At 61.0% G+C, this 3,448-nt stretch carries 2 protein-coding genes; both read left to right on the top strand.

Going from position 1 to position 3,448, the window contains the following annotated elements; genetic code table 11:
- The coding region (locus ABSG20_RS32710) for a bifunctional diguanylate cyclase/phosphodiesterase (protein WP_423868583.1) at positions 1 to 2,472 on the top strand (2,472 nt) is incomplete at its 5' end.
- Between the two features lie 478 nt (positions 2,473 to 2,950).
- Positions 2,951 to 3,265, top strand: a complete 315-nt coding sequence (locus tag ABSG20_RS32705; RefSeq protein WP_423868582.1) for an EthD family reductase — start codon at positions 2,951 to 2,953, stop codon at positions 3,263 to 3,265.
- Positions 3,266 to 3,448: the final 183 nt, after the last annotated feature.

The raw sequence follows: 3,448 nt of genomic DNA, 5'->3' as shown, positions 1-3,448 counted from the left end.
CTGACCTCGGATTCCGTCGCGACCGCCGATGCGATCGGGCTCGCCATGCAAAGCCGAGCCAGCTTCGATCTGCTTGGAAGTTCGAGCCAGAGAATCCCGTTTTTGGACGGGCTGGCGATGATCGATTCCCACGGCATCGTGCAGAATTCCTTCGGGTCCGCGGTTGCCATCGATCGGGATGTCAGTCAGCAGGACTTCTTCACCAACTTCAGTGCGACCAACGATCGCAATTCCTTTGTCGGCGCTCCGACAAAAACCAAGGGGAGCGGCAAGTGGACTGCAATTCTGTCGCGCAGGATAAACGACCCTCACGGCGCCTTCGCCGGAATCGTAGCCGCGGAGATTTCCCTTGCTTCGATCGAGGCATTCTATAGCGGGGCCATGCCCGCCCGCCGTTCGGTTTCGCTGCTCCGAAGGGATGGCATGGTTCTGGTTCGTTTCCCGCATCGGGAGGAGGAGATCGGCAGGCTGATCCCGGCCAAAACCCCATGGCATGCGGCCGTCGCGCAAGGCGGCGGTGCCTATCATGCCGGCGATTATTTCACGCAAGAGCGGATTGTTGCGTTCGCGCGCCCCTTGAAAGATCTGCCGCTGGTCGTGCAGGCCTCCGTCGCCGAGACCGACGTCCTGGTCGATTGGCCTCGACAAGTCCAGTGGCTCGTGCTCGGAGCGGCCGCCGCCATCGTCGGCCTGGTCGGGCTGCTGCGGCACCTCGCGCGGCAAGTCGATCGGCTGGAGTCCTCCGGGGCTTTGTTGACCACCAAGAACATGGAGCTGGAAACCGCGCACACCCAACTGGATGCTGCATTGGCCAATATTTCGCTCGGAGTAACCTTGTTCGATGGCAACAAGAAGCTCATCGTCGCCAATCAGAAATATCGCGATATCTACAATCTGCCGCCGGAGGCGACGCGGCCCGGGATCAGCCTGACTGAACTGATGGATCATCTGTTCAAATCGAGCAGATTTCCTCGCGTCGGTCGCGATGAATATCTATCGGCTAGAGCCGAGATGATCGAAAGCGGCGAACGCAAGCAGGCGGTCGTTGAATTGATCAGCGGACAAACTATTTTCGTCACCCGTCAGCCGATGCCCCATGGCGGCTGGATCTCAGCTCATGAAGATATCACCGAGCGTCATGAGGCCGACCGCCATATTCGCTTTCTCGCGCACCATGATGTGCTCACCGGTCTGTCGAACCGGGCATTTTTCACCGAGCAACTCGAGAGCGCCGTCGCGCGCCTGCAGCGCCATGGCGAACCCTTCAGTGTGTTCATGATGGATCTCGACAAGTTCAAGAACGTCAACGACACCCTGGGGCATCCCGCCGGAGATGAGCTGCTGCGCGAGACCGCGCAAAGGCTGCAGTCTTCCCTGCGTGAAACCGATGTGCTCGCCCGCTTGGGCGGCGATGAATTTGCCATCATTCAGTCGGGCGAGAAAAAGCCGCGCGAAGGCGCAACAAGTCTGGCCGCCCGCATCCTGAAGCTTATTTCGCAACCATACGATCTCAATGGGAACATCGTCTCCGTCGGTTGCAGCATCGGCATCGCGCTGGCTCCGGAACACGCCGACAACAGCTCGGATCTGCTCAAGATGGCCGATCTCGCGCTCTACGCGGTCAAGGAAGCCGGCAGAAACGGCTTCCGCCTGTTCGAAGCCGAGATGATGGCAGCCATGGACGGCCGGCGCGCGCTGGAGGATGAACTGCGCCTGGCGATATCGCGCGGCGAGTTCGAGCTGCACTATCAGGCCCTGATCGATGCCGGGACACGTCGGCAGGCGGGTTTTGAGGCGCTGGTACGCTGGCGCAGCCCGACACGCGGTCTGGTGATGCCCGACAAGTTCATACCGTTGGCGGAGGAGACCGGCCTGATCGTTCCACTTGGCGAGTGGATCCTGCAACGGGCCTGTCTGGATGCGGTGAAGTGGCCGTCACATATCAAGGTCGCCGTCAATCTGTCGCCGGTCCAATTGACAAAGGCCGATCTGTTTCAAAGCGTTCGGCACATTCTTGCCGCATCCTCGCTGCCGGCGGAGCGATTGGAGCTGGAAATCACCGAGACCGCGCTGTTCAAGGGCGACGCCGACAGCGTCAGGCTGATACGCAGGCTCAAAAAGCTCGGGATTTCGATCGCCCTCGATGATTTCGGTACCGGCTACTCGTCGCTCACCTATCTCACGACGATCCCTTTCGACAAGATAAAGATCGATCGATCCTTCACCATGAACATGATCAAGCGCGCCGATCATGCCGCAATCGTGGCGGCGGTTATCGCATTGGGGCGCAGCCTGAAAACCGAGACGGTGGCCGAGGGCGTCGAAACCGAAGAACAGTTCGCCATTCTTCGGGACGCCGGCGTTACCCTGGTCCAGGGCTACCTGTTCGGCGTGCCGTGTCCGGCATCAGCCCTGGTGCTGGACGATGCTGACGATGTTGCGACCGGGGATTCCGTCGCGACCGCGGCCTGAGGCCGGCCCAGTCAGGCCTCCACCGTCGAGGTCGCCGACCGCACGCGGTCATTCTCGGCTTGACCGCACCAAGCCGCACAATCCATTTTCGCCTCGCGGGGGGCTCTTGCGAAGGGAACTCGATATGAACAATTCCGGCAAAGGGGGTTTGGCGGTCGTCGCGGCCTTTGCGGCAATACTTATGATGAGCGAACCGGTTTTTGCTAGGGGCGGCGCCGCCAGCATCATGGACTCTCCGGGCTATCAGCGGCGGCTTCAGGAATCGCGCCAGCAGCCGGCACAACCCATGGTGCGGCCATCGCCGGCCACCCGGCACAAGCCGCGATATCGGCACCGGCCCTGAGGCGCTGGCGGCAGGCGCAGCATTGCGCAGCCGCGCCGCTGTCCGCGTCTTCGGAGTTGCGGCATCTGCAAATCTGACGCAGAGTCCAAAATCGCGCCGGAGTTCAACCGGCGCATGTCAAACCGGGAGAACGCCATGATCAAGGTAAGCGTAATGTATCCCAATACACCTGGGGCACGCTTCGACCACGACTACTATCGTGACAAACATATGCCGCTGGTGAAAGCCCGCCTGGGCGAAGCGTGCAAGTATTATACGGTGGACAAGGGCCTTGCGGGCGGAGCACCCGGCGCGCCGGCGACTTATGTCGGAATGTGCCACATCTTCAGCGACTCGATCGAGGCATTCCAGGCTGGTTTTGGTCCGCACGTCCAGGAGATCATGGGAGACATCCCGAACTATACCGACCAGACCCCGGTCATCCAGATCAGCGAGGTCGTGGTAGGCTGACGGCGTGAGCTTGCTGCGCGCCTCACGCCGTGCGTAACGACCTGGGCGGATTTCCGGTTGCGAGCTCAATTGTCCGATTTCTGAAAGTTTCAAAGCCTTAAGGCCGCGGATCGGAGATCCGCCGCGGATACGGAGATCCGCCGCGGATACGGATCATCCTCGTGCGCCGCGGCCCGCCGGCTC

Origin of the sequence: Bradyrhizobium sp. (assembly GCF_049512235.1) — a bacterium.
Classification (GTDB): Bacteria; Pseudomonadota; Alphaproteobacteria; order Rhizobiales; family Xanthobacteraceae; genus Bradyrhizobium.
Note: the sequence above shows the minus strand (reverse complement) of the source record. Positions and strands in the feature narration are given on the sequence as shown.